Source organism: Brevibacillus sp. FSL K6-6036 (assembly GCF_037964015.1).
Lineage (GTDB): Bacteria > Bacillota > Bacilli > Brevibacillales > Brevibacillaceae > Brevibacillus > Brevibacillus borstelensis.
In genome coordinates, this window is the sequence record NZ_CP150173.1 from 2,092,596 (window position 1) to 2,105,618 (window position 13,023).

Genomic DNA, 13,023 nt, shown 5'->3' on the forward strand with positions numbered 1-13,023 from the left:
ACGGAGGGATAGGTTTTGACAGAAATTAAGATTCCCGATCTGGAACAAAAAGCGCTAGCATTACTGCGAGCAGATGCGGACAAGATCTACAAGCTCATAGACGTACAGATGGAAAACCTGACCATGCCGCAGTGCCCGCTGTATGAAGAGGTGCTTGACACCCAGATGTTCGGGCTTTCGCGTGAAGTGGAGTTCGCCGTCCGTTTGGGACTGATTGACGAAGAGATCGGTCGTGAAATAATGGGTTCGTTGGAAAGAAAACTGGCTGATCTTCACGAACTGTACAATCAGAAGGGGTAAAGGCGAGAGAATGGAAACGTTCCTCGCTTTTCTATTGTGATCGAGTTTTACAAGGGCATAAAAAAATACTTGCTTTTTCACTCTCACTGCTTTAGATTAAATAATAACTTTTGAAGAGCAAAAGCGTCGACGGAGACTAGTAAGCGAACCAGCAGCTTGCCAGGGAGAAACTGCCATGGACTGAAAGCAGTTTTAAAGCATGCCTCGCCGAATTCACTCCTGAGCTGTCCTTTGAACGGTTTCGATGCCCAGTAGAAGGAAAACCGGGTCATTCCCGTTACCAATGAACAAAGTGAGGCATGCAAGTAAAAGGGCTCTTGACTTTTTTTCCTTTACACGCTTGTCTAATCAGGGTGGTACCGCGAGCAACTCGTCCCTTTTAGGGGGCGGGTTTTTTTGTTCTCGCTTGCCTTGAACAAATGAATACGGCAAAAGCGAAGATGGAGACCAGTAAGCGGCCAAGCGGCTTGACAGGGAGAAGCGACCAGAGACTGAGAGTCGTTTCCAGGCATGCCCCGCTGAATTCACTCTTGAGCTGTCCTCTGAAAGGAAGGCGCCCCTAGTAGGAGGGAACCGGGTCATTCCCGTTATCAATGAAATGAGCGAGGCTGACAAAGCCTAACCAGGGTGGTACCGCGAGCACAACACTCGTCCCTTTTTGGGGATGGGTGTTTTCTTTTTTACAGGCTAGTGGAAAGTTAGAAAGAGGTGGATAGGGCATGAAGCAAACAGAGCAATGGACGACCAGACTTGGATTTATTCTGGCGGCAGCGGGTTCGGCGATCGGACTCGGGGCGATCTGGAAATTTCCCTACGTAGTCGGAACGAGTGGTGGCGGAGCATTTTTTCTGCTGTTCCTCGTATTTACACTCGCAATCGGTCTTCCGCTATTGTTGGGTGAATTCGTGATTGGACGCAGCACACAGCAAGAGGCAATTTCGGCTTACAAAACTCTCGCACCGGGAAGCGCATGGCATTGGATCGGCAGATTGGGCGTGGCGACTTGCTTCTTGCTGCTCTCGTTTTACAGTGTGGTAGGCGGCTGGATTCTCACTTATATGTATCGCGGCTTGACGGGACAACTGACAGGCATGCCGTACGATCAATTGTTTGGCAGTGTCATTGCCAGCCCGATCGGATCTGTCGGCGCTCAATTTGTATTCATGCTGATCACGATGTGGGTCGTGGCTCGCGGGGTGCAGGCCGGGATCGAATCGGCGAACAAGTATTTAATGCCGGCACTGTTTTTACTGTTCCTTGTCCTGATGTTCCGTTCACTCACACTGGATGGAGCAGGCAAAGGCGTCGCGTTTTTCCTGATGCCTGATTTTTCCCGGCTGACGGCGGATTCTGTGCTGTATGCGATGGGTCAATCGTTCTTCTCTCTCAGTGTCGGGGTTTCTGTGATGGTTACGTACAGCTCCTATCTGGGCAAACAGGAAAATCTGGTGCGCTCCGCAGGCTCGATCGTCGGGCTGAATCTGATGGTTTCCTTGTTTGCCGGTCTGGCTATTTTTCCTGCCGTTTTTTCCCTGGGCATGGAGCCGACGGAAGGACCGGGACTGCTGTTTATCGTTTTGCCTTCTGTCTTTGAGCACGTGCCGTTTGGCAATCTGTTTCTGCTCATATTTATGGCGTTGTTCCTGTTTGCTACACTGACCTCCGCATTTTCGATGCTGGAGATAATCGTAGCGTCGCTTTCCAGGGGCAAACTAGAAAACAGGAAGCGCTATTCCTGGATTATCGGGATGCTTATTTTTCTGGCAGGAATTCCGTCTGCCTTGTCCTTTGGAGTCTGGTCAGAGGTGACCGTTTTTGGGAAGCCCATCTTTGATGCGGCCGATTTTTTGGTAAGTAATGTCTTGATGCCGCTGGGTGCATTGCTGATTGCCGTATTTGTGCCGCTCAAGCTGAAACGGGAGCTGCTTGTCAGAGAATTGCAGGTGTCCACAGAGTGGGGGAGACGCGCTTTTATCATCTGGCTGATGCTGCTGAAATACATTGCACCGATTGCCATTATCATCGTATTTTTGAGCACACTGGGCGTTTTTTAGGAAGAAGAAACATAGAACCGGCAGGTACTGGTTCTGCATAAAAAAGAAGGGCGCAGCGATGGAAATACACGCTGCGCCCTTTTTTATGGATCAAGCAAAGAAAAAGGCGGTTCCGAGGATGATATAGACAGCCAGCAAAAGGACGCCTTCAAACCAGTTGGTCGCACCGTCTTTGGTGATGGAGATGGTAATAAAAGTCGCGACACCAATGGCGGCAAGTTCAAATGTGGTGAAGACGATATCCATCGGACGGCCCAGGAGCAAGCTGACCAATACGAGCGTAGGGGCCACGAACAAGGCAATTTGCAGGCTGGAGCCGACTGCGATCTCGACAGCTGCGCCGATTCGTCCTTTCATCGCCAGCAGCAGGGCAGCGCTGTGCTCCGCCGCATTGCCGATAATGGCGATGACAAACGCCCCGACGAACAGCTCCGACCAACCAAGTGTTTCGGAGACGTGCTGAACACTGTGGACAAGCCACTCGGAGACGACGGCCACAAAAAAGGTCGAGATCGCCAGCATCAGGATCGACACACCTTTTGACCAGGCTGCTTCACTGTCATGAGATTCAATGTCGGACAGGAAGTCGCGGTGCGTGACCATGGAGAAGATCAGCCAGAGAAGGTAGGCCACGATCAGAATAACCGCAATCACCGTGCTCAAGGTCCCGATCTCAACAGGCGGGAGCTCCTTCATAAAGACGGCCGGAATAAACAGGGCGGCGATCGCGAGCATCATCAGGGATGCATTGTGCCCGGCCAGCCTGCCGTTAAAGGTTTGCTCCTTGTACTTCAATCCCCCCAAAAACACGCTCAATCCGAGTACCAACAGCATATTCCCGATGATGGCGCCCGTAATGGACGCCTTCACCATATCGAACAGGCCTTCCTTCACCAGGAAGAAAGCGATAATCAGCTCGGCTGCATTGCCAAACGTCGCATTCAAAAACCCGCCAACGCGATCCCCTGCATAATGTGCAACACTTTCTGTCGATTTTCCCAACCAAGCAGCCAAAAAAATGATAGCCAAGGAAGCAGTTGCAAATTTAAAAAATTCATTGTCAGTGAAATAATGGGCGTATCCCGCCAGTAGCAGGCTCGCGCCGACAATCGTGAAAAACAGCCGTTGGTTCATAGGCTCACCTCATGATGTTAAGTTTGTTGCGTTTTCCCGTTTTTTACCATAAATCAAAATTCGTCTTTAAGTGTAACCGAACTTTTGAAGGATGTCATCATTATTTTGAACGAATCCTGGAGAATAAAATCACCGTTTTTTTGCTCACACTATTCGGTGAGACATCTTAGGAGGTGCTTCTATTGGCAAAACCGTATCTCTGTCCTACATGTAAATCAAATCGGATGAGATTTACTGTCATTGAACAAACTCCGCGCTATGTCCGACTTGATCCCCAATCCGGCGAGCTGGTCGCGGAATTATCCAGAGACGAGCTGGACACCTTCCATCAGCCCTACAAGGGAGAGTCCTACATGATTCAATGCGGAATTTGCGGGACGACCGAGCAGGAAGAGCGGTTTATCAAGATGGCCGAACACATGCAGGGGCAGCGTTCGTAGCTGGTGCAACGCAAGACTGCTTGAGCAATGAAAGAGGCACGGTACCCACCGTGCCTGCTTTTGTCTCTAGCGGCAAAAGATGTGTTTGCCGATTTTTTTGATCTGTGGGCGACTCCAAATCCAGGCAGATGTGGCCGTATCCGGATTAAAGTAATAGATGGCGCCTCCAGTCGGGTCCCAACCATTGAGCGCGTCTTGTACCGCTTTTTTTGCTGTCTCGTTAGGGGTTAGCCAGATCTGTCCGTCTGCTACGGCGGTAAATGCCCGCGGTTCGAAGATGACGCCAGCGGGTGAATTCGGGAAAGCCGGATTGCGGGTTCGGTTCAGGATGACGGCGGCAACGGCGACTTGACCGACGTACGGCTCTCCGCGTGCTTCGCCATGGACGGCATTGGCCATCAGACGAATATCGTTGTCTGTAATGCCCTTGCTCCGGTAGCTGGTGTTTTTGGGGGCAGACGGCGCGGGAGCTGCTGGAGCCGGTTCGACACCCAGCTCTTCAGCGGTCGGCCGATAGCCGGTTGTGGCATTGTAGAGCTTCAGCTTTGTCTTTGGCCCTAAAATGCCGTCTACCTTTAACCCGAATTCGTACTGAAAGTTGCGCAGGGCCCAATAGCTGCGCCAGGAAAACACGCCATCGACCTTTCCTGTATAAAAGCCCAGGTATTTCAAGCGTCCCTGCATCTCTCTTACATCTTTTCCGGTAGCGCCGACGCGAACCTCTTGATTGCTGAAAGCATCTGTCCGTACCGGGGAGATCATAACAGAGGCTGTCACTGTCAAAGCAAGGGCCAAAAGGCAAAGCAGCCATTTTACAGGCTGTTTCATTCACGTTCCTCCTTTATTTCTCCTGATCTATTCACTAGGTTTTCCCGAAAAGGCTGGATACGAGTTAGTAAAATACTGGAGATTTTGCCACACTAGAAGTATCAAGGACAGGAGGTGCTTCATGCAGGTCGCCCAATATGTAACGGAGCAGCTGCGCATGTGGGGAGTCAAACACATTTACGGGGTGGTGGGTGATGCCATACTGCCGTGGCTGGATGTCATCGGGAAACAGAAAGACATCCGTTATATCGCATGCAGACATGAATCAGCAGCAGCCATGATGGCAGCGGCGGAAGCAAAATGGACCGGCAAGCCGGCGGTTTGTACTGCGACCAGCGGCCCGGGGACACTGAATTTATTGAATGGACTGGCGGATGCGTATGCGGATCACGCTCCGGTTCTCGCTATTACGGGTCAAGTGGAGACGCACAAATTGGGAGGACCGTACAAGCAATATGTGCCGCAGGAAGACTTGCTTCGCCCGCTCTGCTTGTACTCTACGACCGTTGCCCACCCGGATGCCATCGGCAACGTCCTTCACCGCGCATACGTAACAGCCGGTAGTCAAAAAGGTGTCGCACATCTCGCCATCTGCAAGGATATTTTTTCACGCACGACGGTATGGCCGTTAGTAGAGACCTTGCCGCGACTGCGAACTGGCGTGGGAGTGGACCGGGGAGAGGTGGAGCATGCGGCAGAGCTGCTGCTTCAAGCGAAAAAACCGGTCATTCTGATGGGGACGGGAAGCCGTGAATCCGCCAATCTATGTCTCCAGATGGCTGAGAAAATAGGCGCAGCCTTGCTGCTTACTTTAGGTGCCAAAGGAACGGTGGATGAGGCTTATCCGCTTGTTCTGGGAGGCTTGGGCGAGGGCGGCAGCAGGGCGGGACTCGAGGCATTGGCACAAGCAGATTTGCTCGTAGCGCTGGGAGCGAGCTGGTTTCCGCGCTCCTTTATTCCGGCAGGTTTGCCGGTCGTACAGGTCGATCACAATCCGACAACTGTCCATGCCCATCCTCGACTGTTTCCTGTCACAGCAGAGCTAGGCGATGTGCTCCCCCTGTGGCTGCGCCGCCTGGAAGGAAAGTCGCCCGATTCCGGTTGGATTCAACAGGTGAAACGGTGGCACGCTTCTTTTTGGCAGGAGACAGAGCAGTTGGTCGATCAAGGAACAGACGAGCTGATCAAGCCGGAAACACTCATGCATGCCTTGTCCCAGGTTGTTGATGACAATGCCATCATCGCCCTGGATACAGGAGAACACTCCATCTGGTTCAACCGTGCGTTCCGTGGGACTGCACAATTCCCGATTTTCTCTGGAAAATGGCGGACGATGGGTTATGGCTTGCCGGCCGCGATTGCAGCCAAGCTGAACAATCCGGACCGTCAAGTAGTCGCGATCGTCGGAGACGGAGGGTTGCAAATGACGGCTGGTGAGCTGATGACAGCCGCAGCCCATAATCTCTCGTTCCCGCTGATTGTCGTAAACAATAAGACGCTGGGACTGGAAGAGTGGAAAATGGTTCAGACCGGACTTGCCCCATTTGGCACTCGACTGGAAAACCCCGACTTTGTGAAATGGGCCGAGGCTTGCGGAATCGAAGGGCGCCGCGTAAGTGCCGTTCATGAACTTTTGCCTGCGCTGAAAGAGGCGATGAAATCGCAAAACATGATTCTGCTCGACATTCAGTGCACTCTCCCGACACTAACGGAGAGAAAACGAGAAATCCCCTTTCAAGCCCAAGCTACAAATGTTTATAATGAAAGAAAAGTCTGAGAATCAGGCAGTCAGACAGACAACACATAAGTAAGAAGGGTAAAGGGAGCAGGGAGGAGGGCGAGTATGGAGAGCATGCGCGGTGAGATTCGGGTAGCGGACCAAGTAGTGGCAGTCATTGCTGGAGTTGTAGCGGCTGACATTTCCGGTGTCTCGGTGCGCTCCGGTGGATTTTATCAAGATTTAGCCAAAAAGTTCGGCGGCAGCGGCAAAGGCATTTATGTCGTCGTCACAGATGGTGCTGTCACCATCGAGTTGCGGGTATCGATCAAGTATGGCATGCAGATTCACGAGGTATGCCGCCAGCTTCAGGAGAAAGTAAAGGAGACGGTGGAGTCCTTGACAGGTCTGTTTGTGGAGGCGGTAAACGTACATGTGGATGGAATTGAGATGTAGCAAAGAGGACCTGCAGAGACGGCAGGTCCTTTTCCATACGTTTCGATCAGCGGTTTGCGTACAATTGCTTTTGCCCTTGTTCTGTCAGCTTTTGCCGGCTCACTTCACGGGACACGCTCAGAAGGATCCCCGTGGATACCAGGGTCATTAGCAGGGAAGATCCGCCGTAGCTGATAAAGGGCAAGGTGACGCCAGTCAGAGGGATGAAGGACGTTACGCCACCGATGTTTACAAACGCCTGTATTCCGATCATGCTGACGATTCCGATTCCGACCAGGCTGGCGAAGGTATCATGCACTTTCAGACAGATGTGGATTCCCCGCAAGATGAACAGCAGGTACACGAGCAAGAACAGGCTTGTCCCGAAAAAGCCGAGCTCTTCGGAAATAATCGCAAAAATAAAATCTGTATGCGCTTCAGGCAAATACAAATATTTCTGTATGCTTTTGCCAAATCCGGTACCGGTCAGCCCTCCGTGGGCAATGGCAATGAGCGATTGCTTGATATGGTATCCCGTACCTAGAGGGTCGCTCCAAGGATCGAGAAAAGAAGTCAGCCGGTTCCAGGCGTGGTCCTTCTTCATGACATAAGCGAATACGGCAAGAGAAGTGACCGGAAACCCGATCATAAACAGATGGCCAATCCGCGCACCGCCGCAAATCATGACGACGATCGCCGTGCCGAGCAGGATCGCTGCCGATCCCATGTCAGGCTGTACCATGATCAGGATAAAAAATGCGCCGGTGACAACGAGCGGGGGCATAAGGCCTTTTTTCAAATCCCGGAAGCCATCGCCTTTTTTGGAGATAATCGCTGCCAAGTACAGAATCAGGCCCAATTTGGCAAACTCAGCCGGCTGCAAATTGACTGACCCGAAACTAAACCAGGACCGCGCCCCTTTCGCATCGTTACCAATACCTGGAATGATAACGAGCAGCAGCGACAGAAAACTGACAAAGACTATTAACAGAAAGTTCCGTTTGTAGAAAGAAAACGGTATGTTCATCGTGATCAGCATTCCGAATATGCCCAGAAGCAGCCACATCGCTTGCCTTTTCACGAAATACAGTTCGTCGCCGCCGCAAATTTTGCAGCCGTTGGATGTAAAGCTTGTCAGGGCATATATCGAGCTTGAGCTCAACACCATTGTGATGCCAAAACCTACCAAGAGAGCGGTTAACAACAGCAACAAAAAGTCGGGGACTCCCCGTGTTTTCATGAGAGAAACCTCCCCCTTGACGTGAAACAGAGAGGGGATGCCTCTCTGTTCTTAGGACGCAAATAGCTGGATGCAGTTGGATTAATAAGCAGAAAGCTTCTCGTTCAATACCTGCAGCTTGCGTTTTGCTGTCTGTACGACCGAATCCGGAATCGGGGAATCGTAATCCAATCCATGAGGGAACAAGTGTCTGCCCATGTAAGGGTCCTCGAGCTTCAAAACAGCGTGGCTATCTTCCAGTTTTCCCTCGATTGCATTGGCTTCGATTCGCAGGTAGTAGTTGTTGCCTTTATCTTTCAGTTGATAATCGTATGTAGCGTGTTTGTAATCCCAAGCTCCGCGAACAAACCCCAGGTCACTCATGTAATGATCCAGATCGGCGAGCATGACTTCCTTGTTGCCGATTCCTGTGTCCTTGATAACCATTGATTTTCCTCCTACAAATGGTAAGTTATTCACTACCTTATATTAGTCTGTTTTCGGAAAGAGCGCAATGGATAAGTCGTGTCTCTGGCAGGATGCCACTTTTCCCAATTTATGGTATACTAGGTAACTACAATAGGTGAGCTCCACAAGGGTGGTCGGTTCATCCCCGTTTTGGAAAGGGGGTGATAGCATGACAGTATATGAAGCACTAAGTCTGATGGTAGCGTTCGGGACCTTAGTCTTAATGCTGTCAACCAGTAAAAAGAAGTAGACCTCCCTTGAGCCTGACAGCCGGGAGGTCGACACCGAGAAGTGAGAGCCGCCCCCCAAATGGGGAACAACTATTGTATCCATCGACCGTATGGGTGCTGGTCCACCCTGCGGTCTTTTTTTGAAAAGCTCTCGGTGTGCGATGCCTTCGCAGACACCACCCTACCATCTTACCACACCGCTTGGAGACTTTCCTAGTCGGAATTCGGGGCGGCTCGTCCAACACGCATGAAACCTTTTTTGCCCGGACAAACTACAATTGTTATCAGCAAAAAGGAGGAGAGAAAGATGGCAAAAGTGGAAAATCGGACGCTGCGTGAAATTATGACAAAAGATGTGGCAACAGTGACCCTTAAAGATAATGTCTATGAAGTGGCTTGCAAGATGCGTGACTGGAATGTCGGCGTCATCCCCGTTGTCGATGAGAAAGATGACGTGATCGGCGTGATTACAGACCGTGACATCGTAATTCGCGGCTTGGCGGAAAAACGCGAGGGCTCCGCTGCCGTTGAAAACGTAATGACCCGCGATATTATTATGGGTCAACCAGGAATGACTGTCGACGAGGCAGCCAAAATTATGGCCAAGCACCAAATCCGCCGTCTGCCTGTCGTAGAGAACGGAAAGCTGGTCGGCATCGTCGCGCTCGGAGATATGGCTGTCCGCCAAGTGCATCATGACGAAGCGTCCGAAGCCCTCTCCCAAATCTCCGAACCGCTCGGCAATGTGTGATTCCCAACAGATACACTGACGGAAATAAAGGGAAAAGAAAGAGGCTGTCACTGGCGGCAGCCTCTTTTTTTGTTCAGATAAGAACCCTTTACTCTTCCGTTGCGGAAAGGTTTACAATGAGAGGAGAAAGCATGAGAGGAAGAAGAACGTGCAGATCAAGGAAATGGCTGAACGCTTGCAAATCACAGCCCGGGCAATCCGTTTCTATGAGGAAAAAGGGCTGATTTCGCCAAAAAAGGCAGAGCATTCGGGCTACCGCTTATTTTCCGAAGAGGATGTATGGAGGCTTCAGACGATTATCACCTTGAGAGAAGTGGGCATGCCGATCGAAGACATTCGGGAACTGCTGAATCGGATTGACAAAGAAGAAGAGAGCTTGCTTCATTACTTGGAGATCCAACGTTCCTGCATGTATGACCAGTGGATCGAGCTTGGCAGAGTCATTCAAACGACCGAGCAGATGATTGGCCGGATCAAGCAACAAAAAGGAATCGATCCGGCAGCCTTGTTCGAATTGGCTGAGGGGAACAAACGGCTGCGCCAGATGAGAAACAACTGGGTGGATCGGTGGAATTTCAACCAGATTGCGGATTATTACGATATATCGGTAAACGAGAATAAACAGGGCTTTTACCCTTATGAAGACTATGAGCTTGTACTGCAGGAAGTCGTCCATGCAACTGCTCCCTGCCCGGATGAGGTTGGTTTGGACGCAGGAACAGGGACGGGCAACCTGGCAAAGCTGTTTCGGGAAAAAGGAGTACAAATGAGCGCGTTTGATCAAGCTCCCCAGATGCTCAAGCAGTGCCAAAAGAAAAACCCGGGCATGGAAACAAAGCTGGGCACTTTTTTTGCCTTTCCCTATTTTGGCGGCATGTTTGACTTCGTCGTCACCAGCTTTGCACTCCATCATTTGACTGATGATCAGAAGACGCTTGCTCTGGCTGAATGCAAGCGGGTATTGAAGCCAGGGGGGCGCCTGGTGATCGCCGACTCGATGTTTGCCGACGAGGAGCATAGAGCTTTGCACATTCGGGCGCTTCTTCAGGCCGGACGAAAGGAGGCCGTAGCAGAGATCGAGGATGAATACTACGCGGATCGCAGCAAGCTGGTGCAAAATTTGCAAGAGCTTGGTTTTAGGGTCCAGGCCCGGCAATTGACCACCTATGTCCATTTAATCGAAGCAAAGCTGATGTGAGTCGGCCTTCGCGACGCCATGCCAAGCTTCGCAATCGCAGGCCATCCTCTGCAACTTTTGGGCTCATCCCCGCTGACATCCGCCCTTTCTGCTGCATAGGCTGTAACGAGAAGGAAAGGGGGACCTCTGCTATGGGGTTGTTCGATAATTTTTTTGACCGGGATAATGATGAGCTTCTGTGGATCATCATCGTTGTAGTGGTACTGCTTTTCTTGTTTAACAGCGAACGCGACTGACAAAAAAGAATAGGTCTCGTTGCAGTTTGACGAGAAGAACAAAACGACCTTGGAGACAGGTCGTTTTTTGTTTGAAGATTTTTTGACATATGCACATATGTTCGCAATCTATGATTGACCACTCTTCGGGCTTCCGGTACGCTGGTAAGCAGCATCAGAGAAAAGGAGATGGCAAGATCATGAAACGTCTGAGCGCCTGGCTCGTTATCATGGCGTGCCTTTTGTACGCATGTGCAGCGCCAGAAGGGCCAAAGCCGAACGGCGAAATGACAACTACCGTAAAACGGGTAGTGGACGGCGATACTTTCGAAATCGCAACCGGGGAAAAGGTGCGCCTGATCGGAGTGGATACACCCGAAACGGTAAAGCCCAACCATCCCGTAGAGCCTTATGGAAAAGAAGCAAGCAACTTTACGAAAGAACTGCTTACAGGCCAAGAGGTGCGCCTTGTTTTTGACGTGGAGCCGCATGACCGATACAAACGGTTGCTCGCCTATGTCTATTTAATGGATGGCACGTTCGTCAATGAAAAATTGGTAAAAGAAGGCTATGCCAGAATTATGACGATCCCCCCGAATGTAGCCAAAGCGGACGTGTTTCTCGAAGCAGAGCGGGAAGCGCGGGAACACAATCGAGGGCTTTGGGGATTGGAACTGTCAAACGGAAAAGCGGAATCCAAAAACGGAAATGCAGCATCGAAAAACGGTGCCAATTCCTCCAAGGACAAGGCTTCTGAATCGAAAGATAAGGCTTCCGATTCCAATGAAAAGACTGGACAACCCAAAAACAGTGCCGGCGAAACGAACAACCAGAATACCGAACAAGCGGAAACACCCCCTGCAGGAAAGCTGATTAAAGGAAACATCAATTCCAAAGGGGATAAAATCTATCATGTGCCTGGGTCGCGAAATTACGACCAGACCAAGGCGGAAGTCTGGTTTGCAACAGAAGAGGAAGCGCAAGCAGCGGGCTATCGTGCGCCAAAGCGCTGACCATCAGGAATACGGCAACGCAGGTTAGGGAAAAATGGGGATGATTGTCTCTGAAAGGAGTGTCCCCATGAAAAAAGAAAAATCCATGCGTCTGGTTTATCGCCTGCTGCTCCTGATTGGTGTCGTCGCCGTGATCGAGTTTGCCCTCTACGGCACGCGAGATGCGGAGACGGGAGGAGTCAAACAAGCGGCGGAACAGCCCGAGAAGGCCCCTACGCTAGAGGTGACGCACAGTCTGCAGAAAAACGACCTCCACCTGAAGATGAAGGTGACAGGCTTCACGTATTCAATCGAGAATATGGGCAAGGAAAACCGGCCTGGCGAGGGCCATATTCACATCTATCTGGATGGGAAAAAAGTCGCCAAAGCGTTTGAAGACAATTATATCGTAAAAAATATTCCCAGCGGCTCGCATGACGTCGTCGTAGAGCTGGCGCATAACAATCACGAGTCATACGGCATCAAGCAAGAGTTCCGGGTTGAGGTAAAGCCCTAGAGGAAGGCGCAAATAATCGGGCACAAAAGCAGAAAGCCGACATCCGGCACTGGCGCTGGATCGTCGGCTTTTCTATTCTCGTTATTCCTAAAAACTAGCGGAACAATACGGTTACTTGTGCTTGCTTGTCTGGGACAGAAACGACCAAGGTCGGATAGCTGATGACCTGCGTCGCCATGGAACCGGCAGCAGGCTTTTGCTCGCGGACATGGATGACATACCCGTGTGTCCCTTTGCGTTCCACCTTGTCAGCAACCAATCGGTACCCGCCTGTAGGACGTTTTCCGGCACCGATGACGACATACGTTTTTTGATCGGCGCGGACGACAGAGTGACCGCCGTTTTTCCGAACCGAACGAAGCGCATCCTGTACCGCTGGCGGATACGGGGCCGATACGCTTTGCAATTCATCTGCGCCTACCACAGCAGCTTGTGTTGGGGTAGGATGATCTATATGGAACGGTTGGCCTGTCAATGACAAAGATGCAGCCAAAAGTAAACTGTACCATGCGTGTAACACAGGCA

The 13,023-nt window shown here is 51.1% G+C and carries 15 protein-coding genes and 2 other annotated features; of the genes, 10 read left to right on the forward strand and 5 right to left on the reverse strand.

Annotated features, from left to right (window positions below; genetic code table 11):
* Window positions 1-15 precede the first annotated feature (15 nt).
* Together NST37_RS10435 and NST37_RS10440 are read left to right on the forward strand one after the other, a co-directional pair.
* Window positions 16-300 (forward strand): YlaN family protein, encoded by a 285-nt coding sequence (locus NST37_RS10435; protein ID WP_003387335.1) that lies wholly within the window; start codon window positions 16-18, stop codon window positions 298-300.
* A gap of 117 nt (window positions 301-417) precedes the next feature.
* Window positions 418-681 (forward strand) — a binding site (T-box leader).
* 47 nt (window positions 682-728) lie between these two features.
* Window positions 729-959: a binding site (T-box leader), on the forward strand.
* 60 nt (window positions 960-1,019) lie between these two features.
* Window positions 1,020-2,354 (forward strand): sodium-dependent transporter, encoded by a 1,335-nt coding sequence (locus NST37_RS10440; RefSeq protein ID WP_003387333.1) that lies wholly within the window; start codon window positions 1,020-1,022, stop codon window positions 2,352-2,354.
* A 90-nt stretch (window positions 2,355-2,444) separates the two neighbouring features.
* On the opposite strand, the gene cax is transcribed toward NST37_RS10440, so the two are convergent.
* Entirely contained in the window at window positions 2,445-3,488 is a 1,044-nt protein-coding gene (gene cax, locus NST37_RS10445; protein ID WP_003387332.1) for a calcium/proton exchanger, read from the reverse strand.
* A 182-nt stretch (window positions 3,489-3,670) separates the two neighbouring features.
* Between cax and NST37_RS10450 the strand changes: the two genes are divergently transcribed.
* A complete protein-coding gene (locus tag NST37_RS10450; RefSeq protein ID WP_003387331.1) occupies window positions 3,671-3,928 on the forward strand; it encodes a hypothetical protein in 258 nt (85 codons plus the stop codon).
* Window positions 3,929-3,994: 66 nt separating this feature from the next.
* Here the strand turns inward: NST37_RS10450 and sleB are convergent, their stop codons facing one another.
* The gene (sleB, locus tag NST37_RS10455; RefSeq protein WP_003387330.1) at window positions 3,995-4,756 is read right to left on the reverse strand and encodes a spore cortex-lytic enzyme; all 762 of its coding nucleotides are present in this window, start codon (window positions 4,754-4,756) and stop codon (window positions 3,995-3,997) included.
* Between the two features lie 121 nt (window positions 4,757-4,877).
* Between sleB and NST37_RS10460 the strand changes: the two genes are divergently transcribed.
* Together NST37_RS10460 and NST37_RS10465 are read left to right on the forward strand one after the other, a co-directional pair.
* Window positions 4,878-6,533, forward strand: a complete 1,656-nt coding sequence (locus NST37_RS10460; RefSeq protein WP_031931788.1) for a thiamine pyrophosphate-binding protein — start codon at window positions 4,878-4,880, stop codon at window positions 6,531-6,533.
* A gap of 66 nt (window positions 6,534-6,599) precedes the next feature.
* Window positions 6,600-6,929, forward strand: coding sequence for an Asp23/Gls24 family envelope stress response protein (locus NST37_RS10465; RefSeq protein ID WP_003387328.1), 330 nt, complete (start codon window positions 6,600-6,602; stop codon window positions 6,927-6,929).
* Window positions 6,930-6,975: 46 nt separating this feature from the next.
* Here NST37_RS10465 and ftsW read toward each other — a convergent pair whose 3' ends face one another.
* A complete protein-coding gene (gene ftsW / locus NST37_RS10470) occupies window positions 6,976-8,148 on the reverse strand; it encodes a putative lipid II flippase FtsW (RefSeq protein ID WP_003387327.1) in 1,173 nt (390 codons plus the stop codon).
* An 81-nt stretch (window positions 8,149-8,229) separates the two neighbouring features.
* Window positions 8,230-8,574 carry a YugN family protein gene (locus tag NST37_RS10475; protein WP_003387325.1) on the reverse strand — a complete coding sequence of 115 codons (345 nt, stop codon included), beginning with the start codon at window positions 8,572-8,574 and terminating at the stop codon, window positions 8,230-8,232.
* 190 nt (window positions 8,575-8,764) lie between these two features.
* Here NST37_RS10475 and NST37_RS10480 point away from each other — a divergent pair, with 190 nt between their 5' ends.
* The 5 genes from NST37_RS10480 to NST37_RS10500 all read left to right on the forward strand — a co-directional run bounded on the left by NST37_RS10480 (window position 8,765) and on the right by NST37_RS10500 (window position 12,498).
* Window positions 8,765-8,845, forward strand: a complete 81-nt coding sequence (locus NST37_RS10480; protein ID WP_221175483.1) for a putative holin-like toxin — start codon at window positions 8,765-8,767, stop codon at window positions 8,843-8,845.
* A gap of 287 nt (window positions 8,846-9,132) precedes the next feature.
* The gene (locus NST37_RS10485; protein WP_003387324.1) at window positions 9,133-9,576 is read left to right on the forward strand and encodes a CBS domain-containing protein; all 444 of its coding nucleotides are present in this window, start codon (window positions 9,133-9,135) and stop codon (window positions 9,574-9,576) included.
* Window positions 9,577-9,724: 148 nt separating this feature from the next.
* Window positions 9,725-10,774, forward strand: a complete 1,050-nt coding sequence (locus tag NST37_RS10490; protein WP_339186641.1) for a MerR family transcriptional regulator — start codon at window positions 9,725-9,727, stop codon at window positions 10,772-10,774.
* A gap of 415 nt (window positions 10,775-11,189) precedes the next feature.
* Window positions 11,190-12,002: a thermonuclease family protein gene (locus NST37_RS10495; RefSeq protein WP_003387322.1), complete on the forward strand. Its 813-nt coding sequence runs from the start codon at window positions 11,190-11,192 to the stop codon at window positions 12,000-12,002.
* A gap of 67 nt (window positions 12,003-12,069) precedes the next feature.
* Complete coding sequence (locus NST37_RS10500) at window positions 12,070-12,498, forward strand: hypothetical protein (RefSeq protein WP_003387321.1); 429 nt, start codon at window positions 12,070-12,072, stop codon at window positions 12,496-12,498.
* 94 nt (window positions 12,499-12,592) lie between these two features.
* On the opposite strand, the gene NST37_RS10505 is transcribed toward NST37_RS10500, so the two are convergent.
* The gene (locus NST37_RS10505; RefSeq protein ID WP_003387320.1) at window positions 12,593-13,018 is read right to left on the reverse strand and encodes a protease complex subunit PrcB family protein; all 426 of its coding nucleotides are present in this window, start codon (window positions 13,016-13,018) and stop codon (window positions 12,593-12,595) included.
* Window positions 13,019-13,023: the final 5 nt, after the last annotated feature.